We start from the raw sequence: 21,162 nt of genomic DNA on the forward strand, positions 1-21,162 counted from the left end.
GCCCCGTGCCCGTCAACGCCCAGTACCGCCTCGCCGCCCGCCCGTCCGGCCTGCCGAAGGACGAGGACTGGCAGTACACCGAGGACGCCGTCCCGTCGCCCGGTGACGGCGAGTTCCTCGTCGAGGTCCGGTACCTCTCGCTGGACCCGGCGATGCGCACCTGGATGAACCCGGGCCGGTCGTACGTGCCGCCGGTCGGGATCGGCGAGGTCATGCGCGCGGCCGGGATCGCGGAGGTCGTCGAATCGAACCACCCCGGGTTCAAGGCCGGGCAGAGTGTGTTCGGCACGTTCGGCGTGCAGAACTTCGCCGTCTCCGACGGCAAGGGCGTCCAGGTCGTCGACACCTCTCTCGCGCCGGCGCCGACGTTCCTCGGGACGCTCGGCATCAGCGGGATCACCGCGTACTTCGGGCTTTTCGACGTCGGCCGCCCGGAGCCGGGCCAGACCGTCGTGGTGTCGGCCGCGGCCGGGTCGGTCGGCATCGTCACCGGCCAGCTCGCGAAGATCCACGGCTGCCGCGTCGTCGGCATCGCCGGCGGGCCGGAGAAGTGCCGCACGCTGGTCGAGGAGTACGGCTTCGACGCCGCCGTCGACCACCGCGCCGGGAACCTCCGCGCGGACCTGAAGGAACACGCGCCCGGCGGGATCGACGTCTTCTTCGACAACGTCGGCGGCGAAGTCCTCGAAGCGGCCCTCGCCCGGCTCGCGCGCGGCGCCCGGATCGTGCTGAGCGGCGCGGTTTCGCAGTACAACAGCACCGAAGGGCCGCGCGGCCCGGCCAACTACATGCAGCTGCTGGTGCAGCGCGCGTCCATGACCGGGTTCGTTTTCTCCGACTACGCCGACCGGTACCCCGAAGCGATCGAAGCGCTGGCCGGGTGGGTGCGCGAAGGCAAGCTGAAGGCGCGCGAAGACGTCGTCACCGGCGGGATCGCGAAGTTCCCGGAGACGCTGCTCAAGCTGTTCCGCGGTGAGAACACCGGCAAGCTGGTGCTGGCGCTGTGACGGATCTCCGGCACCGGTTCGCGGCGGACTCGGTCGGCCGGGCGCTCGACCTGGTCGGCGAGCGGTGGAGCCTGCTGATCCTGCGCGAGTCGTTCTTCGGCGTGCGGCGCTACGGCGAGTTCGCGCGCAACCTGTCGATCCCGCGCCCGACGTTGTCCGCGCGGCTGAAGACGCTGGCCGAGGCGGGCGTGCTGGCGCGTGTCGAAGAAGTGCCGGACCGGCCGGAGTACCACCTGACGCAGGCCGGCCGGGACCTGTTCGGCGCCGTCGTGACGCTCATGCAGTGGGGCGACAAGCACCTCGCCGGGCCGGACGGGCCGCCGATCCTGTTGCGGCACAACGACTGCGGCGAAATCGCCGAGACGTACGTCGCCTGCGGGCACTGCGGTGGCGCGATCGCCACCGACAAGGTGACCCCCGAGCCCGGGCCCGCGTTCCGCTAGTTCCCGGCGGCCTTCTTGCGCTGGTGCCCGACCACGAACGCGCCGACGATGATCAGGAACACCACGAGCGTGATGATCCAGCCGGTGACGCCGAACGGGTCGTCCTTGGCGGCCGCCGAGGTGGACGTGCCGCTGTTGGTCGCGGTGCTGCCGTCCGGGAGGATCGTCGGCTCGCCGCCCTCGGGCGTCGCGGCGGGGGCCTGGTAGGTGATCTGGCCGACGGGCTGGGCGTGGTCGGCTTCCAGCGCGAAGCCGTAGTCGAGCAGCTTCCCGGCCTGGTCGACGACCTTGGTCGGCTTCTGCTCGGCCCGCAGCATGACGACGGCGAGCCGCTTGCCCTTCTGCTGCGCCGCGCCGACGTAGGTGTGGCGGGCGTCGTCGGTGAAGCCGGTCTTGCCGCCGAGGAAACCCGGGTAGACGCCGAGCAGCTTGTTGTCGTTGAAGACCGGGATGGCCGGCTTGCCGCCGGTCGCCGGGATCTCGAAGTTCTTCGTCGCGACGGCCTTCGCGAACTCCGGCTGCTTCATCGCGTAGTGGAAGATCAGGCTCAGGTCGTAGGCCGACGTCGACATGCCCGGCCCGTCCAGCCCCGACGGCGTCGCCGCGCGGGTGTCGAGGGCGCCGACGCGGACGGCCATCGCGTTCATCTTCGTCACCGCGGCGTCGACCCCGCCGAGCGCCGTGGCGAACGCGTGGGCGGCGTCGTTGCCGGAGTGCATCAGCAGGCCGTGCAGCAGCTGGTCGACGGTGTAACTCCCGCCGGCGACGATGCCGACGCAGGTGCACTCCTGCTCGGCGTCCTCCTTCGTCGCGACGAGCACCTGCTCCGGCTTGAGCTGGGTGACGACGACGAGCGCGAGCAGCGTCTTGATCAGCGACGCCGGCCGCTGCCGGGCGTGCGGGTCCTTCGCCGCGATGACCGCGCCGGTGTCGAGGTCCTGCACCAGCCAGGACGCCGCGGTGTTGCCGTCCGGCGGGTTGAGCGCGCCATCCGGGGTGATGAGGCCGCACTCGGCCAGCCGCGGGCCGCCGACGGGGGCGGCGGGCACGGCGAGCGGCTGCGGCGCCACCCGTCCGGGCGCCGGCTTCTCGGACGTGTCGACCGCGGGCGGCGGCGCTTGGTGGTTCGCGCACTGCGCGCCCTGCGGCGGCGCGGCGGCCGCGAGGACCGGCGTGCTCAGGGCCAGCAGACCGGCGGTGAGCGTCGTCGTGAAGACCTTGAGCGACCGGGAGACAACAGAGTGCACCCACGCAATCTAGCGCCGATGCGGCCCGCGCATACTCAGGGGCATGCGGATTTCCAAGCGCACCTCGATGTTCCTGCTGGCCTTCGGCGTGTGGTCGTGGATCATCTGGATCACCTTCGCCAAGAACCTGTGGGCGAGCGACCAGTCCTGGACGCCGGACGGCTCGCCGACCGCGTACTTCGTGGTGCACGCGGTGCTGACGGTCGTGTCGTTCGTGCTGGGCACGCTCATCGGGATCCTGGGCTGGCGCGGCGTCCGGGCGTCGCGGGTCGCCGCCTGAGGGTTGTCCACCTTTGGTCGGTGGCGCCCGGTTTCGGGCTGGCTTAGGTTGGCGCCACCGAATCATGGAGGTGGAATGTCCCGTTTACGCCGAATGGCGGCTCCGCTGGCGCTGGTCGTCGGAGGTGGCCTGCTGGCCGCCGCGCCGGCCGCCGAGGCCGCCCCGGTCGCCTGTGACACCACGAGCACGGCCTACACGTACGTCGTGACCTACCAGCCGGGCACGCGCGCGTCGGCCGTCGACAAGGAGCTGGCCGCGAAGTGCGGCACCAAGGTGGCGTACTACGGCGAGATCGGCGTCGCGATCGCGAGCTCGCGCAACGCGGACTTCCAGCAGAAGATCGGCGTCTACCGGGCTTACTCGGGCGGCAAGGACGTGGCTTCGGCCGGTGCCGCCCGGTCCTCGTTGGGGGCGGTCCGGACGCTGGAGGACACCCAGTCGGTGGCCGCCGCGGGTGACCTGTCGGCGCAGCAGTGGGACATGAAGGCGATCCACGCGCCGGAGGCGAACAAGAAGTACCAAGGCAGCCGTTCGGTGACGGTCGGCGTCCTGGACTCGGGCATCGACGCTTCTCACCCGGCTCTTAAGGCGGCCGTCTCGCCTTCGGAGTCGGCGGGCTGCATCACGGGCGCCCCGGACCTGACGCCGGCGTCATGGGCCCCGACGACGTCCGACCACGGCACGCACGTGGCGGGCACGATCGCGGGCAAGGACCCGGCGGCGGGCTTCACGGGCATCGCGCCGGGTGTTCGTCTGGCCTCGGTGAAGGTGGTCAACGACGAGGGCTACATCTTCCCGGAGTCGGCGGTCTGCGGCTTCGTCTGGGCGGCGAAGCACGGCTTCCCGGTGACGAACAACAGCTACTACATCGACCCAGGCATGTTCTTCTGCTCCCGCGAACCGGGCGACGCGGCGGCGTACGAAGCGGTCCGCCGCGCGATCACCTACTCGACGCACCACGGGGTCTTGAACGTCTCGGCGGCGGGCAACTCGGGCTTCGACACGACGTCGCAGACCACGGACCCGAACCGCCCCCACCCGGTGGACAAGTCGTGCGGCATCTTGCCCAAGGCGATCGACGGGGTAGTGACGGTGTCGTCGGTGGGCTACGCGGGCACGAAGTCGTCGTTCAGCAACTACGGCTCGATCGACGTCACGGCCCCCGGCGGCGACTTCTCGCAGACCCCGCCCGCCGGCGCGGGCCCGTCCTGCCCGCTGTCGTCAACGGTCTTCGGCGGCCAGTACGGCTCGAAGTGCGGCACATCGATGGCCTCCCCGCACGCGGCGGGCGTCGCGGCCTTGCTGGCTTCGCGCTTCCGCGGCATCCCACCGCAGCTGCTGTCCCGTTTCCTGACGGGCGAGGCGGACCCGGTGGCCTGCCCCACGGCCGAAGCAACGTGCTCGGGCCCGACCCGAGACAACTCGTACTACGGCCACGGCCTGGTCAACGCCCTAGACGCCGTCCGCTAACCCTCCATAGCTGCAGTTTATGTCCGTGAAGGCCTCCTTGAGGGACTCTATGTCCCTCAAGGAGGCCTTCACGGACAGTCGGGTGATTTCTCGATCAACGAGACGGTGGGGCGGGTGCGCGCCGAGGCCACGCGGTGAGCAGAGCGAAGTTCCTCCAGTACGCGGCCGGGCTCGTCCCGAAGTTGCGAGGGAAGTGTCTGGACGACGGTGATGCCGGCCGCCGTGTAGCGGTTGTTCCGCTGGAGTGTCCGCGCGTAGCCGTCTCGATAGAAGTGAAAGTCGACCGAATCGATCTCCCAGGCCAACGCGACCTCATCCCACCAGCCGTCCGGTCGGCCGACATAGCAGCCCGCTTCGTCGCGGACTTCGGCGTTCCAATGGCTCGGAGGCACCGGCAGCTGGCTGCTCAGCTTCTTCGCTCGTGCCTCGGCAATCGATCTGAGGTCCGCCCATTCGGCCAGGAGGCGGCGAGGCATAGCGGTTCCACGTTTGCTCCCATGATTCAGCTCGGTACCGATCGAATCCGGGGAACAGCGACCACGCTGGACTGCCTCGACCAAAAGTTTGCCGATCGGTTCTTCGGCACGAACCCGCCGGACCGCGTCGGTGGTCGCGCGGGCGAGTGGTGCGAGAGGAATGCCTTCTCGGACCCAAGCACTCGGCAACCTGACTGTTCGTTCAATCGTGACGAACTCGCTGCTGCGAACCTTGACCTGATGCGGGATGAGGACGTGCACATCGCCAGCCGGGAACTCACTGGGCATATGGAGACCGTACCGGCGGCACGCTTCAACGCCGGTGACCACTGATTGCGGCCCGCCGTAGAGCAACGCTGCGATGACCAGTTCTCGTCTGGTCGGCTCCGTGTTGTGCAGCAGGATGATCCCTGGCAGTAACCGTTGCCAGGGGCCCCCGGGTAGGCACCTCCGGTAGATGACCTTGCTGCTCATCTCAAGTGATTCGAGGGCGAGTGCCCGGACCACGCCCTCGCGACTTTGGTGTCTGAGCAGTTCGGGGTACTCAGCCCATCTTCCTCTTTTAGGCACATTCCGATGGTGAGTCAAGTGCGTGGCTCGACGCCAGAGCTGCCCGACAAGCCTGTGGATAACCCACCTGTTGTGGATAACTCCAGAAATCCGTGAAGGCCTCCTTGAGGGACTCTAAGTCCCTCAAGGAGGCCTTCACGGACGTTGGACGGGAAGTCAGACGCGCTTGAAGAGCAGGGCTCGTTTTACTTCCTGGATTGCCTTTGTCACCTGGATGCCTCGGGGGCAGGCGTCCGTGCAGTTGAACGTCGTCCGGCAGCGCCAGACACCTTCGCCGTCGTTCAGGATGTCCAGGCGCTCCTCCGCCCCCTCGTCGCGGGAGTCGAAGATGAAGCGGTGGGCGTTCACGATCGCCGCCGGGCCGAAGTACGAGCCGTCGTTCCAGTACACCGGGCACGAAGACGTGCAGCACGCGCACAGGATGCACTTCGTGGTGTCGTCGAACCGGTCGCGGTCGGCCTGCGACTGGATGCGCTCGCGCGTCGGCTCGTTGCCGTACGTGATCAGGTACGGCTTGATCGCGCGGTACGCCTCGAAGAACGGGTCCATGTCGACGTAGAGGTCCTTCAACGTCGTCAGGCCCTTGATCGGGGCGATCGTGATCGTCGTCGGCTTGCCGGACGACGACAGCAGGTCCTTCATCAGGACCTTGCAGGCCAAGCGGTTGATGCCGTTGATCTGCATCGCGTCCGACCCACACACGCCGTGGGCGCACGAGCGGCGGAACGAGAACGTGCCGTCGAGGTAGTCCTTGACGTAGAACAGCAGGTTCAGCAGGCGGTCGGTGCGCTGCGCCGGGACCTCGTAGGACTCCCAGTGCGGCTCCGAATCCACCTCCGGGTTGAACCGGAGGATCTTCAGCGTGACCGTGATCGGGGTGTGCTCGTCGGAAGCGGAAGACGAGGGAGCTTCGGCAATGGCAGTCATCAGTACTTCCGCTCCATCGGTTCGTAGCGGGTGAAGGTGACCGGCTTGTAGTCGAGCCGGATGTCGGAAGCAAGATCGGAACCCTGCTTGTAGGCCATCGTGTGCCGCATGAAGTTCGTGTCGTCGCGGGTCGGGTAGTCCTCGCGCGCGTGGCCGCCGCGGGACTCCTTGCGCGCGATCGCGCCGACGATCAGCACCGCGGCCAGCTCCAGCAGGAAGCCCAGCTCGACGGCCTCGAGCAGGTCGGTGTTGTACCGCTTGCCCTTGTCCGACACGGTGATCCGCTCGTACCGCGCCTTCAGCGCCTGGATGTCGGTCAGCGCCTGCTTCAGCGTGTCCTCGGTCCGGTACACCGACGCGTGCGAGTCCATCGTCTGCTGCATTTCCTTGCGGATGTCGGCGACGCGCTCGTCGCCGTGCTCCGACAGCAGGCCCGCCAGCTGCTCTTCGACCATCGTGGTCGGGTTCTCCGGCAGCTCGACGTGCTCGTGCGCCAGCGCGTACTCCGCGGCGGCGATGCCGGCGCGGCGGCCGAAGACGTTGATGTCCAGCAGCGAGTTCGTGCCCAGGCGGTTCGAGCCGTGCACGGACACGCACGCGACCTCGCCGGCGGCGTACAGGCCCGGAATGACGTTCTCGTTGTCCCGCAGCGCTTCGCCGTGGATGTTGGTCGGGATGCCGCCCATCACGTAGTGACAGGTCGGGAACACCGGCACCGGCTCCTTGACCGGGTCGACGCCCAGGTAGGTCCGGGAGAACTCCATGATGTCCGGGAGCTTCGCGTTCAGCGTCTCCTCGGGGATGTGCGTGACGTCCAGGACGACGTAGTCCTTGTTCGGCCCGCACCCGCGCCCCTGCAGCACTTCCTGCACCATCGACCGGGCGACGATGTCGCGCGGCGCGAGGTCCTTGATGGTGGGGGCGTAGCGCTCCATGAACCGCTCGCCGGACGCGTTGCGCAGGATCCCTCCCTCGCCGCGGACGGCTTCGGAGATCAGGATGCCCAGGCCGGCGAGGCCGGTCGGGTGGAACTGGAAGAACTCCATGTCCTCCAGCGGCAGGCCCTTGCGGAAGATGATGCCGAGGCCGTCACCGGTGAGGGTGTGCGCGTTCGACGTCGTCTTGAAGATCTTGCCCGCGCCGCCGGTGGCCATCACGATCGACTTCGCCTGGAAGACGTGCAGCTCGCCGGTGGCCAGCTCGTAGGCGACGACGCCGGACGCGACCGGGTTGCCGTCCTCGTCCGGGCTGGTGACGAGGTCGAGCACGTAGAACTCGTTGAAGAACTCCGTGCCGTACTTGACGCAGTTCTGGTACAGCGTCTGCAGGATCATGTGCCCGGTGCGGTCCGCGGCGTAGCAGGCGCGGCGGACCGCGGCCTTGCCGTGGTCACGGGTGTGCCCGCCGAAGCGGCGCTGGTCGATCTTGCCCTCGGGCGTGCGGTTGAACGGCAGGCCCATCTTCTCGAGGTCGAGGACCGCGTCGATGGCCTCCTTCGCCATGATCTCCGCGGCGTCCTGGTCGACCAGGTAGTCGCCGCCCTTGATCGTGTCGAAGGTGTGCCACTCCCAGTTGTCCTCTTCGACGTTCGCCAGCGCGGCGCACATGCCGCCCTGGGCCGCGCCGGTGTGGGACCGGGTCGGGTAGAGCTTGGTGAGGACCGCCGTACGGGTGCGCTGGCCGGACTCGATGGCCGCGCGCATCCCGGCGCCGCCGGCGCCGACGATCACCACGTCGTACTTGTGGAACTGCATGGTGGGAGCTCTCCGGGCTTCAGTTCGCGGGCATGTTCGGGTCGAACGTGAAGATCACCATGGTGCCGACGGCCAGGATCAGGACCATGGACACGTACAGCAGGATCTTCAGCCAGAACCGCGTGCTGTCCTTGCGGGCGTAGTCGTCGATGATGGTGCGCAGCCCGTTGCCGCCGTGGATCTCGGCGAGCCAGAGCATCGCCAGGTCCCAGAACTGCCAGAACGGGGACGCCCAGCGGCCGGCGACGAAGCCCCAGTTGATCCGGTGCACCCCGCCGTCGAGGATGTTCATGATCAGCAGGTGGCCGAGCACCAGGATGATCAGCGCCAGGCCGGAGATCCGCATGAACAGCCAGCTGTAGAGCTCGAAGTTGCTGCGGCGGGCGGCGGGGCGCTTCGGGGCGCGGGGGTTCGCGAGGGCGAGGTCGGCCATGTCAGTTACCCCCGAAGAGCGTTTCGACGGTGCGCTTCAGCATGAAGAACGCACCGGGGACCATCACGACGACCCAGACCACGCCGATCACCCACAGCATCGCCTTCTGCAGCTTCGGGCCCTTCGACCAGAAGTCGACCAGCATGACGCGGATGCCGTTGAGCGCGTGGAACAGCACCGCGCCGACCAGGCCGACTTCCAGGAGGTTGACGATCGGGGTCTTGTAGGTCTCGATGACCTGGTCGTACGTGTTCGGCGACACGCGCACCAGCGCGGTGTCGAGCACGTGCACGAACAGGAAGAAGAATGTGAGCACGCCGGTGATGCGGTGCAGCACCCAGGACCACATGCCGGGGTCGCCCCGGTAGAAGGTCCCCTGCCGGCGTGAGGCACCCGCCCGATCGCTCGCTCCTGCCTCAGTGGCAGTGCTCGCCGTGGTGGACATCGGTGAACGGCCTCCAACGTCTGACTTGTGCCCGGGTGACCGGTGAGGTCCGCACTGATCGTCGCTGGTCCACTGGGCCAACTACGGCGGCAATGCCGAGATCAAAGGTCATCGAGCGTGGATGCAAGGGATGCTAGACCCGCTTCGGACGGACGGCTCACCTCCGGGTTCCCCTCTGTGATGGACCAGACACCGGAGTGGCGCGGAGCCACCCGGAGGTGTGGTCTGGAGCACACGGATGACGGCTTTCGGGGCACCGCAGCGGATATCGGCTCCACCTGCGGCGCTCGGGTCGCGATGTGGGCGCCGTCACAGCCGATCGAGGTCCACTGTGGACGCTGGGTGGCCGGGTCGCGGCCGGTTCGCTCGCTCGATGGACGCCCGGTCGGGTGGTGGTCGCGAGTCGCGTGCCGCGCACGAACACGCACGAAGTTTCGGCGGGCCGGGTGGTGGCCCGGCTCTGCGGAGGGCTGGGGGTGGTGCCCGCGGTGGCGGCCTGGGCAGAGGTCGCCGGATGCGCAGGTGTCGGCGGGCAGTCGGGCCGGGCGAGAATCAAGGTGCGAGTGGTTCGGGTGGTGACTCGTTTTGCGGCGAGCTGGGGGTGGTGAGCGCGGGGGCAGCGGAGGGTGGCGCCAGGTGTCGGCGGATGGCTGGGTGCCGGGTGCCGAGGAAGGCGCGGGTGGTTCCGGCGGGCGAGCCGGTGCCGGGTGCGCGAGTGGTCCCACCCGCCGTCGAAGCCGCGGCGGTGCCCCGCGCGGCGATCACCGACCGTGGTCCAGGCCCCGCGGCCGAGCGCCGCGTCCGGTCCTTGGGCCTATCGTCTCAGTGGGTGACCGTGCTGGCCGTCGATCACGGACGCCCGGCACAATCGGTGACGTCCGGCGGCATTTTGGCCGTCCCGACCCCCGCGAACCCGGCGAAAGTGGCGAGCGGTAAGCCCGATGATCACGTTGGGTGCACATCTCGTCGCGCGTGCGACTCGTGAGTAAACGTTTGTGTTACGTAGCGTGCCTTTCCTATGGCGCTTTCCTGTCCGTTGGGTACGGTCTGGCGGTCGACCCGGCAGTTGGGCCGGGACGCGCCCTTGACCATCCGCTGGATCAGCGGGGAGGGAGACACACGTTGCGTCGCATGCGTGGAACCGCGCTGGCCGCCGTGGCCATGGCCGGGGTGCTCACCCTGGCCGGGTGCGCCAAGGACTCGAGCGGTGGCAGCAGTAACAACAGTGCCGCGCCTTCGTCGGGCGGTTCGGACTGCGTGACCGCGCAGAAGCCGCCCGCGGCGCCCGCCGCCGCCTCCAGCAGCACCGCCGCCACCGGCAAGGTCGACGGCAGCCAGCTGAAGATCGGCCTGGCCTTCGACGTCGGCGGCCGGGGTGACGCGTCCTTCAACGACGCCGCCGCCGCGGGCACCGACAAGGCGAAGTCCGACCTGGGCGTAACGACGGTCAGCGAGAGCACCGCGTCCGCCAGCGAGGCCGAGTCGGCCAAGCAGCAGCGTCTCGACCAGATGGCCTCCTCGGGCCTGAACCCGATCGTCGCGGTCGGGTTCGCCTACGCGCCGTCGGTCAAGATCATCGCCGCGAAGTACCCGAACACCAAGTTCGCCATCGTCGACGACGACTCGATCACGCTGCCGAACGTGACGCCGCTGGTCTTCGCCGAGGAGCAGGGTTCGTTCCTGGCCGGCGTCGCCGCTGCGTACAAGAGCAAGAGCTGCCACATCGGCTTCGTCGGTGGTGTCAACACCCCGCTGATCCAGAAGTTCGAGGCGGGCTTCCTGCAGGGCGCGAAGACCGTTTCCAGCAAGATCAAGATCGAGGACGAGTACCTCACGCCGGCCGGTGACTTCTCCGGGTTCCAGGACCCGCCGAAGGGCAACGCGAAGGCGCAGGCCGAGATCGCCAAGGGCGCGGACGTCATCTACCACGCCGCCGGCGCCTCCGGTAAGGGTGTCTTCGACGCCGCCAAGTCGGGCAACGCGCTGGCCATCGGCGTCGACTCCGACCAGTACAACCAGAAGACCGTCGAGGCCGACAAGGACGTCATCATCACGTCCATGCTCAAGCGGGTCGACGTCGCGGTGTTCGACTACATCACGGCCGTCGCCAAGGGCGACCTGACGACCCTGCCGAAGCGGTTCGACCTCAAGGTCGACGGCGTCGGTTACTCCACCTCCGGTGGCAAGGTCGACGACATCAAGGACGTCCTGGACGGCTACAAGGCCCAGATCATCTCGGGCGCGATCACCGTTTCGGACAAGCCGCAGAAGTAACTGACAACGCGGGCAGGGCTCGGAGGGCAGGTGCCCTCCGAGCCCTCACGTGTTTTGACAGAGATGGAACTCTCCCGCCCATGAGCACTGCCGAGGCCCCGGCCGCGGCCGTCCCCGACCGGGGCGTGCCCGCCGTCCAGCTGACCGGGATCACCAAACGTTTCCCTGGTGTGGTGGCCAACTCCGACGTCAACCTCACCGTCGCCGCCGGCGAGGTGCACGCCATCTGTGGTGAGAACGGCGCCGGCAAGTCCACCCTGATGAAGATCCTCTACGGCATGCAGCCGCCGGACGAGGGCACCATCGCGATCAACGGCGGCGAGGTGAAACTGCGCAACCCGCAGGACGCCATCCGCGCCGGCATCGGCATGGTGCACCAGCACTTCATGCTCGCCGACAACCTCACCGTCGGCGAGAACGTCTTCCTCGGCGCCGAGGGCCTGCACGGCATCGGCCGCGCCGCCCGCGCACGGCTGGCCGAGCTCGCGCAGCGGACCGGCCTGCACGCCAAGCCGGACACGCTGCTCGAAGAGCTCGGCGTGGCCGACCGCCAGCGCGTCGAGATCGTCAAGGTGCTCTACCGCGGCGCCAAGATCATCATCCTGGACGAGCCGACCGCGGTCCTCGTGCCGCAGGAGGTCGACGCGCTCTTCGCGACCGTCCGGGAGATGAAGGCCGACGGCTACACCTTCCTCTTCATCTCGCACAAGCTCGACGAGGTGCGCGCGATCGCCGACACCGTCACGGTGATCCGGCGCGGCACCACCGTCGGCACGGCCGACCCCAAGACCATCACCTCGCGCCAGCTCGCCGAGATGATGGTCGGCTCCGAGCTGCCCAGCCCGGAGACCCGCGAGTCCACCGTCACCGATCGCGCCGTGCTGCGCCTGACCGGGCTGACGCTGGGGGCCGAGGGCTCCGACCGCAACGCGCTCGACGACGTCTCCTTCACCGTGCACGCGGGCGAGGTGCTCGGTGTCGCCGGCGTCGAGGGCAACGGCCAGACCGAGCTCGTCGAGACCATCATGGGCATGCGCAAGGCGTCCGGTGGCACCATCGAGCTCATTCATGAGACTGACACAGGCGCCAAGGCGCGCGACCTGACGAAGGCCGGCACGCTGGCGCGCCGCGAAGCGGGCATCGGCTACATCGCCGAGGACCGCACTCGCCACAGCCTGCTGCTGACCCAACCGTTGTGGGTCAACCGGATCCTCGGGTACCAGACCCGCGAACCGGTCTCCAAAGGACAGTTGCTCGACATCGCGGGCACGCGCGCGGACACCGAGCGGATCGTGCGCGAGTACGACGTCCGCACGCCGGGGATCGACGTCCCCGCCGCGGCGCTCTCCGGCGGCAACCAGCAGAAGCTGATCGTCGGGCGGGAGCTGTCCGGCAACCCGGTGCTGCTCATCGCCTCGCACCCGACCCGCGGCGTCGACGTCGGCGCGCAGGCGCTGATCTGGGAGAACATCCGCCAGGCGCGCGCCGCCGGCCTCGCCGTGCTGCTGATCTCGGCCGACCTCGACGAGCTCATCGGCCTGTCCGACACGATCCGCGTCATGCTGCGCGGGCGGCTCGTCAGCGAGGCCGACCCGGCGACCGTGACGCCGCAGGAACTGGGCTCGGCGATGACCGGCGCCGAAGACGACACAGCGGGTGACACAGAATGACTTCCTGGCGTACCAAACTGCTGCCACCGCTGCTGGCGATCGTGTTCGCCGTGCTGCTGTCGGCCATCGCGCTGATCATCTCGGGGGCCGACCCGCTCCAGGCGTACGGCACGATGATCGGCCAGATGTTCAAGGGCTCGACCTCGGTCGACACCGTGAACCTCGCGACCGTGTACTACCTGTCCGGGCTCGCGGTCGCCATCGGCTTCCAGATGAACCTCTTCAACATCGGTGTCGAGGGCCAGTACCGGTTCGCCGCGGTCGTCGCGGCCATCGTCGGCGGCGCGCTGAACCTGCCGCCGGTGATCCACACGCTGGTCATCATCATCGTCGCGGTCGTCGCCGGCGCCTTCTACGCGGCCATTCCGGCGGTCTTGAAGGTAACCCGCGGGGTGAGCGAGGTGATCGCGACGATCATGCTGAACTCGATCGTCGGCGGGATCATCGCCTTCCTCATCAACGCCGACCAGTTCGGCGTGCAGACCGGCAACAACATCGGGACGAAGGAGATCGCGCCGTCCGGCCGGATCCCCGGCATCCCGCTCGGCTCCGGCACGCTCTTCGGGTTCGTGATCATCGCGGCGATCATCGGTGCCGCCTACTGGTTCATGCTCAACCGCACGCGGTTCGGCTTCGAGCTCAAGGCGTCCGGCGAGTCGACCACCGCGGCCGCCGCGGGTGGCGTCAACGCCAAGAAGATGACGCTGATCGCGATGGTGCTCTCGGGCGGTGTCGCCGGCCTGGTCGCGATGCCGGAACTGCTCGGCCGCGACTACACCTACGGCATCACCTCGACCCAGATGTACGGCTTCACCGGCATCGCGGTCGCGCTGCTGGGCCGCAACCACCCCGGCGGCATCGCGCTCGGCGCGCTGCTGTGGGCGTTCCTCGACACCTCGGCGGTGTCGCTGGAGCAGATCAACGTGTCCAAGGAGATCGCGACGATCATGCAGGGCATCATCGTGCTGTCGGTCGTCGTGGCGTACGAGATCGTGCGGCGTGCCGATCTGGCGGCCGAACAACGCAGAGTGGGCCGCGCATTGAGCGGCAAGAGCGCTTCGGTCGCCGGGGGAGGTGCCGTCTGATGGCCGTCACCGACGTTTCCCGGCCCGACGCGGGCAGCCCCGGCGCGATGCCGGTGCACCGCAAGCGGTCCCGCATCCCCGGCTGGCTCCGCGGGGTCATCTGGGCCGTGATCGCCATCGCCGTGATCTCGACGGCGTCGTACTCCACCGGCGTCTCCGCGCTGACGTCGTCCAACACCGCGTCGACGGCGTTGCGCCTCGCGCTGCCGATCCTGCTGTGCGCGCTCGGCGGCCTCTGGGCCGAACGCGCCGGCGTCGTCAACATCGGCCTCGAGGGCATGATGATCCTCGGGACCTGGGGCGCCGCCTGGGGTTCGTACAACGGCGGGGTGTGGGCCGGCCTGCTGGCCGCGATCGCGTTCGGCGCGCTGGGCGGCCTGCTGCACGCGGTCGCGACGGTGACGTTCAACGTCAACCACATCGTCTCCGGCGTGGCGATCAACCTGCTGGGCCTCGGCGTCACGAAGTACCTGGCGAACCTGATCTTCGAGCCGATCTCCGGCAACCCGCGGCAGTCGCCGGTGGTGCCGAAGTTCGACACCTACTCCGCGAGCGGCCTCTCCGACTGGCTCGGTGACCTCGAAAAGGAGCAGCGTGTCGGGATCTCCGACGTCGCCGGCATCCTGCGCGGGCTCGTCACCGAGGTGGCGCCGCTGACGATGATCGCGATCGTCCTGGTACCGGTGAGCTTCTGGATCCTGTGGCGCACGCGCTTCGGCCTGCGGCTGCGCTCGTGCGGCGAGAACCCGGTGGCCGCGGAGTCCCTCGGGGTCAACGTCTACCGGCACAAGTACGTCGCGATGCTGATCTCGGGCGCGTTCGCCGGGATGGGCGGCGCGTCGCTGGTGCTGCTGCGCGGCGGCGCGGACTACCTGGAGAACCAGACCAACGGCCGCGGCTACATCGGCCTCGCGGCGATGATCTTCGGCAACTGGCGCCCGGGCGGCCTCCTCGGCGGCGCGGCGCTGTTCGGCTACGCCGACGGCCTGCAGCTTTCCGGTGGCGGTGAAGCGGTGCTCGCGCTGCTGTACGGCGCGGTGATCCTGGTCGCCGTGATCGTCGTCGTGCAGCTGTTCCGCAAGCAGTGGATCGCGGCCGGGCTCGGCGTCGTCGGCGCCGGGATCCTGTACCTGATCTACTGGGCCAACGACACGCTGCCGTCGGACCTGATCCCGTACACCGCGCACTTCGTGACGCTGATCGTGCTCGCCGTCGCTTCGCAGCGGCTGCGGCCGCCGAAGGCCGACGGGCAGCCTTATCGGCGAGGTGAGGACTGATGACTTCCACTGTGTCCTCTGTGGACTGGGACGCGCTGCGTTCTCGCGCGATCGAGGCGGCTTCCCATGCGTACGCGCCTTATTCGGGCCTGCATGTCGGGGTCGCCGGGATCGTCGACGACGGCCGCGTGGTCGTCGGCTGCAACGTCGAGAACGCGTCGTACGGGCTCGGGCTCTGCGCGGAGTGCACGATGGCCGGCCAGCTGCGGTTGTCCGGCGGCGGCAAGCTCGTCGCCGTCGCGTGCCGCAGCGGCGCGGGTGACCTGCTGATGCCGTGCGGGCGCTGCCGTCAGATCCTGTTCGAGCTGGGCGGCTCCGCTTGCCTGGTGGACACGCCCAGCGGCATCCTGCCGATGTCGGACGTGCTGCCGGACGCCTTCGGCCCGGAAGACCTGCCGTGAGCGAGCTTGCGAGCGAACCATCCGCACTGCGCGCGTTCTCGGCAGTAGACGTGATTCGTGCGAAGCGGGACGGCGGCCGGCTGTCTGACGAGCAGATCGACTGGGTCGTCGACGCCTACACCCACGGTGTGGTCGCCGAGGAGCAGATGTCGGCGCTGGCGATGGCGATCTTCCTGCGGGGTATGGACTCCGCGGAGATCTCCCGCTGGACCGGCGCGATGATCGCGTCGGGGGAGCGGCTCTCGCTCTCCGTCTCGCGGCCGACCGTCGACAAGCACTCGACGGGCGGTGTCGGCGACAAGATCACGCTGCCGCTCGCGCCGCTGGTGGCCGCGTGCGGCGCGGCGGTGCCGCAGCTGTCCGGGCGCGGGCTCGGGCACACCGGCGGCACACTCGACAAGCTGGAGTCCATCCCCGGCTGGCGCGCTTCGCTGTCCACAGCGGAGATCGCGCGTCAGCTGGAGGACGTCGGCGCGGTGGTCTGCGCGGCGACGTCCGGGCTAGCCCCGGCGGACAAGAAGCTGTACGCGCTGCGGGACGTCACCTCGACGGTCGAGTCGATCCCGCTGATCGCCAGCTCGATCATGAGCAAGAAGATCGCCGAAGGCGCGTCCGGGCTGGTCCTGGACGTGAAGTTCGGGTCCGGCGCGTTCATGAAGACGCTCGATCAGGCGCGTACGCTCGCCTCGACGTTGACCTCGATCGGCGTCGCGCACGGTGTGCCGACGACGGCGCTGCTGACCGACATGAACGTCCCGCTCGGGCGCGCGGTCGGCAACGCGGTCGAGGTCGCGGAGTCGGTTTCCGTCTTGCAGGGTGGTGGCCCGTCGGACGTCGTCGAGCTGACCCTGGCGCTGGCCCGGGAGATGCTGGCGCTGGCGGGGATCTCCACGGACCCGGCCGAGGTGCTCGCGTCGGGCGAGGCGTACGAGACGTGGTGCCGGATGATCTCGGCCCAGGGCGGCGACCCGGCGGCGCCGTTGCCGAAGCCGTCGCACATCCACACGGTGGTCGCCCCGGCTTCCGGGGTGCTGGCTTCGCTGGACGCGTACGCGGTGGGCGTCGCGTCGTGGCGGCTGGGCGCGGGCCGGGCCCGCAAGGAGGATCCGGTCCAGGCCGCGGCGGGTGTGCTGTGCCTGGCCAAGCCCGGCGAGCCCGTCACCGAGGGTGAGCCGCTGCTGGAACTGCACACGGACACGCCTTCCGCGGTCCCCGCGGCCCTGGCGGCCCTCGAAGGCGGCTTCACGGTGGCCTCCGCGGCCCCCGCCCCGTCGCCGATCGTCCGGGAGACGATCCACGGCACGGTGTGAGGATCATCGCGAAGATGATCACCCGACCGAGTGACCCCACGCGCATCTTTCCCTACGAAAGCTCAGCCTTGGGGCCCTCGAAGCGTCACTTTCTCTATGAAAGTGATCCGGAGTGGTTACTCCGAAAATGAAAGAGGCCCCCACCGGGTGTACCGGCGGGGGCCTCTTCGTGGGGCTTGCTTACTCTGTGGGCTCTTCCGGGCCTTCGCCCGGCTTGGCCTTGGCGTCGGCCGGCTTCGGGGCGCGGCCGTTGCGGGAGCTGCGACGCGGCTGGCGCGGGGCCGGCGGCGGGGGCGAGATCTGCTGCACGGCGGGGCCGCCGCCGAGCATGAGCTCCGCGAACGTCGCCATCGCCTCGTCGAGCTGGCCGCCGATGCGGCGGACGCTCTCGTCGTTGCTCTTGCGCACCAGCGAGTCGAGCGAGTCGGTGTCCGGCTGCTTGGACAGCGTGCCCTCGACCTTGGACAGCCCGGCCTTGAGCGCGCCGTCGAGGTCGCCGATGCCGGACAGGAAGCCGTCTTCCACCTTGTCGAGGCGGCCGGCCAGGTCGTCGAGGCGGGTGGTGACCGTCTCGAGGCGGTTGCCGAGCTTCTCCAGGCGGTCCGAGGCGTCGATCATCTCGCCGGTCTCGGTCAGCGCGACCTTGAGCGCCTCGGTGTTCGCGCCGATCCGCTCGCCGGTGACGCGGTCCAGCTCGCCGATCCGCTCCTGCGTGACGCGGCTCAGCTCGTCGACCTTGTTCCGCAGCTCGTGGTCGGCGTGGTCGACGCGGTCGCGCAGCGACGCCTCGCTCTGCTCGATCCGCTCGCGGACCGGGCCGAGCACCGACTGCGGGATCGAGTCGAGCTTCGCGTCCTGCTTGTCGAGGTGGCCGCCGACCTCGTCGATCCGGCGGTGGATGTTCTGGAGCTTGTCCTCGAGTCCGTCCATCCGGCCCGCGACGCCCTCGAAGCGCGAGGCCATGCCGTCCAGGCGGCCGTCGAGCTGCGCGAACGGCTTGGCCAGCTTGTCGACGATGCTCTCGACGGCGCGGGTCAGCGCGGCGATGGCGTTGTCCTGGGCCTCCAGCCGGGACATCGTCTCGTCGAGGCGCTCGGCCAGGACGCTGACCTCGGTGCGGTCGGGCATCTCGGAGAGCCGCTTGCGGACCGCGCCCAGCGAGTCCACCGGCGCGAGGCGGGCGTAGATGTCGTCGAGCGCGTCGAAGATCTGCTGCTGCTCGCTCTCACGCACTTCGGCCGCGCGCACCAGCATGTTGCGCATCCGGTCGAAGGACGGGGCGGCAATGTGGTTGTCAGTGGTCACTGCTGTGTGTCCTTCGTCGGCGGGGAAATGGAGGGACGTGCCACGAAGCTTAACGATTGCGAAATTGCTCTGTGTATGGCCCCCGTGAAGCGGGTATTGCGGAGGCTGCCCCCGGATGGCCGATTCGTTACCCGATCCTCGACGCTGAGGGTTAGCCCGAGGCTGAGAGTTACGGCCATGTAGGGGAATGACAACGAGGTTACCGTTGGGGGATGTCCGACGAAACCCCTGTTCTGCCCATCGAGACGCTCCGCCGCGCGCCCAAGGTGCTGCTGCACGACCACCTGGACGGCGGGCTGCGGCCCGCCACCGTGGCCGAGCTCGCCGACGCCACCGGTTATGCCGGCCTGCCCACCAGCGACCCCGCCGAGCTGGGCAGCTGGTTCCGCCAAGCGGCGGACTCCGGCTCACTCGTCTCCTACCTCGAGACGTTCGCGCACACCTGCGGGGTGATGCAAACGGAGGAAGCCCTGGTCAGAGTCGCCGCGGAAGCTGTCGAAGACCTGGCCGCCGACGGCGTCGTCTACGCCGAGGTGCGCTACGCACCGGAGTTGTTCGTCGAACGCGGTCTGTCACTCGATACGGTGGTCGAGGCTGTCCAGGCGGGGTTCACGGAGGGCACACAGCGTGTGGCCGCGGCCGGCGGTTCGATCCGGATCGGGACGTTGCTCTGCGCGATGCGCCAGCACGCCCGGGCCCTCGAGATCGCGAACCTGGCCGTCCGCTACCGCGACGCCGGCGTCGTCGGGTTCGACATCGCCGGCCCGGAAGACGGATTCCCGCCGACCCGCAATCTCGACGCTTTCGAGTATTTGCGGCAGAACAATGCGCATTTCACCATTCACGCCGGTGAAGCGTTCGGTCTTCCGTCCATTTGGGAGGCGATTCAGCACTGCGGTGCCGAACGGCTCGGGCACGGCGTGCGGATCATCGAGGACATCAAGAGTGACGCCGACGGCACGGTCCACCTTGGACGGTTGGCCGCCTATGTCCGCGACCGCCGCATCCCGCTGGAGATCTGCCCGACGTCGAACGTCCAAACAGGCGCCGCGCGCTCGATCGCCGAGCACCCCATCGGCCTGCTGGCGAAGCTGCGCTTCCGGGTGACCGTCAACACGGACAACCGGCTGATGAGCGGATGCACGATGACCAGCGAATTCGCCGCGCTGCACGAGACCTTCGGCTATGACCTGGACGAGCTGCGCTGGTTCACGATCAATGCGATGAAATCCGCCTTCATAGATTTCGACTCCCGGCTCGCGCTGATCGACGACGTGATCAAGCCCGGGTACGCCGCCCTGCGCTGACCCCGGCGCCTTCGGACCGCGGCCGCCGGATGGTGGTTGCGGTCCTTAGGCACGACAACTATCGTTCACCATATAGGAAGTTGTTCTCAATATTTGAGACGGTGAAGACGATGGCGCAGGTCAAGGGCGGGTCGATCGAGCAGGTGCAGGCGAGCTCACGACGGTGGCTCATCCTCGCGCTCGGTCTTGCCGCCCAGACCGCGAGCTGTTCGTTCCTCTACGGCATCCCGTTCCTGGTCCCGGCGATGCGGGCGGCCGAGGGGCTGACACTGGCCCAGGCCGGCACGGTCGTCGCGGCCCCCAGCATCGGGTTGTTGCTCACCCTGATCGTGTGGGGCGCGGCTGCGGACCGTTACGGAGAGCGCCTGATCATGGCCCTCGGCCTGGGGGCTTCAGGGTTACTCCTGGTATATGCCGGGCTCGGCGCTCACTCCGTCGGGCTGCTCTTCGGGGTGTTCCTTGCTGCCGGAGCGTGTTCGGCGTCAGTGAACGCGGCGAGCGGCCGGGTCGTCATGGGCTGGTTCGCGAAGTCCGAGCGCGGGGTCGCGATGGGGATCCGCCAGACGGCCCAGCCGCTGGGGGTCGGCGTCGCCGCGCTCGGGCTGCCGCCCCTGGCCGCGCACTTCGGGTTCCGCGCGGCCGTGCTGCTGCCGGCCGGGCTGGCGATCGTCGTCGCGCTGCTCGTGGCCTGGCTCGTCACGGACCCGCCGCGGCCGCCCAAGCCGGCAACGGGGGAGAAGCCGCCTTCGCCGTACTGGCACGCGACGCTGTGGCGGGTGCACGGCGCGAGCGCGCTGCTGGTGGTCCCGCAGTTCGCCGTCTCGGCCTTCGCGCCCGTGTACCTGGTCGCGGTGCAGCACTGGAGCGCGCTGTCCGCGGGCTGGTACCTGGCGGTGGTCCAGATCCTGGGGGCGGCGGGCCGGCTCGGGTCGGGCTGGTGGTCCGACCGCGTCGGCAGCCGGCTGCGCCCGATGCGGCAGCTCGCGTTCGCCAGCTGCGCGGTGATGCTGCTGGTGGCACTGGGCGACGCGACGTGGCCGTGGCTGGTGCTGCTCGCGGTGGCACTGGCCGGGATCATCACGGTCGCCGACAACGGCCTCGGCTTCACCGCGTCGGCCGAGCTGGCCGGCCTGGCGTGGTCGGGCCGCGCGATGGGCACGCAGAACACGGGCCAGAACATCGCGGCGTCCCTGACCCCGCCCCTGCTGGGCCTGGTGATCGGCGACAGCCGCTACGCGCTGGCCTTCTGCGTCGCGGCGATCTTCCCGGCCCTGGCGATAGCGGTGGTCCCGGTCCGCGCGGAGCGCACCACAGAGGACTGACCCCGTGTCGTCCGCCCGGGTACGCATGTCGTCCCCTCGATCACGCGAGTCGACCCTCGGATCACGCGAGTCCGGTGTGTCGCCCGTACCTGGATGGACGACTCGCGTACCTGGATGGACGACACGACGAAGGCCACCTCCCGGACCGGGAGGTGGCCT

The 21,162-nt window shown here is 69.0% G+C and carries 19 protein-coding genes; 12 read left to right on the forward strand and 7 right to left on the reverse strand.

The features are described 5' to 3' along the window. The first annotated feature begins 5 nt into the window (after positions 1-5). Together OHS18_RS35095 and OHS18_RS35100 are read left to right on the forward strand one after the other, a co-directional pair. Entirely contained in the window at positions 6-1,007 is a 1,002-nt protein-coding gene (locus tag OHS18_RS35095) for an NADP-dependent oxidoreductase (protein WP_328613679.1), read from the forward strand. Beyond that, on the forward strand, positions 1,004-1,450 hold the full coding sequence (locus OHS18_RS35100; protein ID WP_328613680.1) for a winged helix-turn-helix transcriptional regulator: 447 nt from the start codon (positions 1,004-1,006) through the stop codon (positions 1,448-1,450). The genes OHS18_RS35095 and OHS18_RS35100 overlap by 4 nt, the downstream gene beginning before the upstream one ends. On the opposite strand, the gene OHS18_RS35105 is transcribed toward OHS18_RS35100, so the two are convergent. After that, entirely contained in the window at positions 1,447-2,697 is a 1,251-nt protein-coding gene (locus tag OHS18_RS35105; protein ID WP_328445274.1) for a D-alanyl-D-alanine carboxypeptidase family protein, read from the reverse strand. The two genes, OHS18_RS35100 and OHS18_RS35105, sit on opposite strands and share 4 nt — an antisense overlap. A gap of 43 nt (positions 2,698-2,740) precedes the next feature. Here OHS18_RS35105 and OHS18_RS35110 point away from each other — a divergent pair, with 43 nt between their 5' ends. After that, on the forward strand, positions 2,741-2,977 hold the full coding sequence (locus tag OHS18_RS35110; RefSeq protein WP_328445272.1) for an SCO4848 family membrane protein: 237 nt from the start codon (positions 2,741-2,743) through the stop codon (positions 2,975-2,977). 75 nt (positions 2,978-3,052) lie between these two features. Next, positions 3,053-4,447 (forward strand): S8 family peptidase, encoded by a 1,395-nt coding sequence (locus OHS18_RS35115; RefSeq protein WP_328613681.1) that lies wholly within the window; start codon positions 3,053-3,055, stop codon positions 4,445-4,447. Positions 4,448-4,515: 68 nt separating this feature from the next. Here OHS18_RS35115 and OHS18_RS35120 read toward each other — a convergent pair whose 3' ends face one another. The 5 genes from OHS18_RS35120 to sdhC all read right to left on the reverse strand — a co-directional run bounded on the left by OHS18_RS35120 (position 4,516) and on the right by sdhC (position 9,052). Next, positions 4,516-5,397: a hypothetical protein gene (locus tag OHS18_RS35120; RefSeq protein ID WP_328613682.1), complete on the reverse strand. Its 882-nt coding sequence runs from the start codon at positions 5,395-5,397 to the stop codon at positions 4,516-4,518. Between the two features lie 252 nt (positions 5,398-5,649). Next, on the reverse strand, positions 5,650-6,420 hold the full coding sequence (locus OHS18_RS35125) for a succinate dehydrogenase iron-sulfur subunit (protein WP_328445266.1): 771 nt from the start codon (positions 6,418-6,420) through the stop codon (positions 5,650-5,652). Next, complete coding sequence (gene sdhA / locus OHS18_RS35130; RefSeq protein WP_328613683.1) at positions 6,420-8,174, reverse strand: succinate dehydrogenase flavoprotein subunit; 1,755 nt, start codon at positions 8,172-8,174, stop codon at positions 6,420-6,422. Before sdhA ends, OHS18_RS35125 begins: the two co-directional genes overlap by 1 nt. Positions 8,175-8,193: 19 nt before the next feature. Further along, a complete protein-coding gene (locus OHS18_RS35135) occupies positions 8,194-8,607 on the reverse strand; it encodes a succinate dehydrogenase hydrophobic membrane anchor subunit (protein ID WP_247060758.1) in 414 nt (137 codons plus the stop codon). A 1-nt stretch (position 8,608) separates the two neighbouring features. After that, positions 8,609-9,052 carry a succinate dehydrogenase, cytochrome b556 subunit gene (sdhC, locus tag OHS18_RS35140; RefSeq protein WP_086861784.1) on the reverse strand — a complete coding sequence of 148 codons (444 nt, stop codon included), beginning with the start codon at positions 9,050-9,052 and terminating at the stop codon, positions 8,609-8,611. Between the two features lie 1,131 nt (positions 9,053-10,183). Between sdhC and OHS18_RS35145 the strand changes: the two genes are divergently transcribed. From OHS18_RS35145 to OHS18_RS35170, 6 genes are all read left to right on the forward strand, one after another. Next, complete coding sequence (locus tag OHS18_RS35145) at positions 10,184-11,326, forward strand: BMP family lipoprotein (RefSeq protein WP_328445255.1); 1,143 nt, start codon at positions 10,184-10,186, stop codon at positions 11,324-11,326. Positions 11,327-11,406: 80 nt separating this feature from the next. Further along, positions 11,407-12,996: an ABC transporter ATP-binding protein gene (locus OHS18_RS35150; RefSeq protein WP_328613684.1), complete on the forward strand. Its 1,590-nt coding sequence runs from the start codon at positions 11,407-11,409 to the stop codon at positions 12,994-12,996. Continuing rightward, entirely contained in the window at positions 12,993-14,081 is a 1,089-nt protein-coding gene (locus tag OHS18_RS35155) for an ABC transporter permease (RefSeq protein WP_328445253.1), read from the forward strand. The genes OHS18_RS35150 and OHS18_RS35155 overlap by 4 nt, the downstream gene beginning before the upstream one ends. Beyond that, on the forward strand, positions 14,081-15,358 hold the full coding sequence (locus OHS18_RS35160; protein WP_328445252.1) for an ABC transporter permease: 1,278 nt from the start codon (positions 14,081-14,083) through the stop codon (positions 15,356-15,358). The genes OHS18_RS35155 and OHS18_RS35160 overlap by 1 nt, the downstream gene beginning before the upstream one ends. Next, the gene (locus OHS18_RS35165) at positions 15,358-15,759 is read left to right on the forward strand and encodes a cytidine deaminase (RefSeq protein WP_442875303.1); all 402 of its coding nucleotides are present in this window, start codon (positions 15,358-15,360) and stop codon (positions 15,757-15,759) included. The genes OHS18_RS35160 and OHS18_RS35165 overlap by 1 nt, the downstream gene beginning before the upstream one ends. Before the next feature lie 26 nt (positions 15,760-15,785). Then, a complete protein-coding gene (locus OHS18_RS35170) occupies positions 15,786-17,069 on the forward strand; it encodes a thymidine phosphorylase (protein WP_328618631.1) in 1,284 nt (427 codons plus the stop codon). A gap of 180 nt (positions 17,070-17,249) precedes the next feature. On the opposite strand, the gene OHS18_RS35175 is transcribed toward OHS18_RS35170, so the two are convergent. Then, positions 17,250-18,374 carry a PA containing protein gene (locus tag OHS18_RS35175; protein ID WP_326955989.1) on the reverse strand — a complete coding sequence of 375 codons (1,125 nt, stop codon included), beginning with the start codon at positions 18,372-18,374 and terminating at the stop codon, positions 17,250-17,252. A 212-nt stretch (positions 18,375-18,586) separates the two neighbouring features. Between OHS18_RS35175 and OHS18_RS35180 the strand changes: the two genes are divergently transcribed. Both OHS18_RS35180 and OHS18_RS35185 read left to right on the forward strand, forming a co-directional pair. Continuing rightward, a complete protein-coding gene (locus OHS18_RS35180; protein ID WP_328445246.1) occupies positions 18,587-19,681 on the forward strand; it encodes an adenosine deaminase in 1,095 nt (364 codons plus the stop codon). Positions 19,682-19,791: 110 nt separating this feature from the next. Then, positions 19,792-21,003 (forward strand): MFS transporter, encoded by a 1,212-nt coding sequence (locus tag OHS18_RS35185; RefSeq protein ID WP_328618632.1) that lies wholly within the window; start codon positions 19,792-19,794, stop codon positions 21,001-21,003. Positions 21,004-21,162 lie beyond the last annotated feature (159 nt).

Origin of the sequence: Amycolatopsis sp. NBC_00355, from assembly GCF_036104975.1 — a bacterium.
In the GTDB taxonomy this organism is placed as follows: domain Bacteria; phylum Actinomycetota; class Actinomycetes; order Mycobacteriales; family Pseudonocardiaceae; genus Amycolatopsis.

Excerpts from the sequence above, each read along its gene's own strand:
- OHS18_RS35115 (WP_328613681.1), top strand. The coding sequence starts at position 3,053 with ATGTCCCGTTTACGCCGAATGGCGGCTCCGCTGGCGCTGGTCGTCGGA.
- OHS18_RS35120 (WP_328613682.1), bottom strand. The coding sequence starts at position 5,397 with ATGAGCAGCAAGGTCATCTACCGGAGGTGCCTACCCGGGGGCCCCTGG.
- OHS18_RS35145 (WP_328445255.1), top strand. The coding sequence starts at position 10,184 with ATGCGTGGAACCGCGCTGGCCGCCGTGGCCATGGCCGGGGTGCTCACC.
- sdhC (WP_086861784.1), bottom strand. The coding sequence starts at position 9,052 with ATGTCCACCACGGCGAGCACTGCCACTGAGGCAGGAGCGAGCGATCGG.
- OHS18_RS35185 (WP_328618632.1), top strand. The coding sequence starts at position 19,792 with ATGGCGCAGGTCAAGGGCGGGTCGATCGAGCAGGTGCAGGCGAGCTCA.
- sdhA (WP_328613683.1), bottom strand. The coding sequence starts at position 8,174 with ATGCAGTTCCACAAGTACGACGTGGTGATCGTCGGCGCCGGCGGCGCC.
- OHS18_RS35135 (WP_247060758.1), bottom strand. The coding sequence starts at position 8,607 with ATGGCCGACCTCGCCCTCGCGAACCCCCGCGCCCCGAAGCGCCCCGCC.
- OHS18_RS35125 (WP_328445266.1), bottom strand. The coding sequence starts at position 6,420 with ATGACTGCCATTGCCGAAGCTCCCTCGTCTTCCGCTTCCGACGAGCAC.
- OHS18_RS35150 (WP_328613684.1), top strand. The coding sequence starts at position 11,407 with ATGAGCACTGCCGAGGCCCCGGCCGCGGCCGTCCCCGACCGGGGCGTG.
- OHS18_RS35110 (WP_328445272.1), top strand. The coding sequence starts at position 2,741 with ATGCGGATTTCCAAGCGCACCTCGATGTTCCTGCTGGCCTTCGGCGTG.
- OHS18_RS35165 (WP_442875303.1), top strand. The coding sequence starts at position 15,358 with ATGACTTCCACTGTGTCCTCTGTGGACTGGGACGCGCTGCGTTCTCGC.
- OHS18_RS35180 (WP_328445246.1), top strand. The coding sequence starts at position 18,587 with ATGTCCGACGAAACCCCTGTTCTGCCCATCGAGACGCTCCGCCGCGCG.
- OHS18_RS35155 (WP_328445253.1), top strand. The coding sequence starts at position 12,993 with ATGACTTCCTGGCGTACCAAACTGCTGCCACCGCTGCTGGCGATCGTG.
- OHS18_RS35160 (WP_328445252.1), top strand. The coding sequence starts at position 14,081 with ATGGCCGTCACCGACGTTTCCCGGCCCGACGCGGGCAGCCCCGGCGCG.